Annotated in this window: 1 pseudogene; it reads right to left on the bottom strand. The window is 69.9% G+C overall.

Features of this window, described 5'->3' with window-relative positions:
* Window positions 1-346: pseudogene (locus JS756_RS36345) on the bottom strand (beta-ketoacyl synthase N-terminal-like domain-containing protein); the annotation flags it as partial.
* Window positions 347-355 lie beyond the last annotated feature (9 nt).

Here is a 355-nt window from a genome sequence, read left to right on the forward strand (position 1 = left end):
CGCGCAGGCTCGCCGGATCGATACCCGCCCGCTCGAACACCTCCCACGACGTCTCCAGCAGCACACGCTGCTGCGGATCCATCGCCAACGCCTCACGCGGAGAGACACCGAACAGCCCGGCGTCGAAGTGGGTCGCGTCGTGGAGGAAGCCACCTTGCCGGACGTAGGTGCGTCCAGGCGTGCCGGGCTCCGGGTCGTACAGACCGTCCAGATCCCAGCCACGATCCGCCGGGAACGCGCCGATCGCGTCACCGCCCTCGCTCACCAGCCGCCACAGATCCTCCGGCGAACCGACCCCACCCGGGAACCGGCACGCCATCCCCACGATCACCACCGGATCGTCGTCCACGCTGGT

The sequence above is a fragment of the Streptomyces actuosus genome, assembly GCF_016921115.1.
Classification (GTDB): domain Bacteria; phylum Actinomycetota; class Actinomycetes; order Streptomycetales; family Streptomycetaceae; genus Streptomyces; species Streptomyces actuosus_A.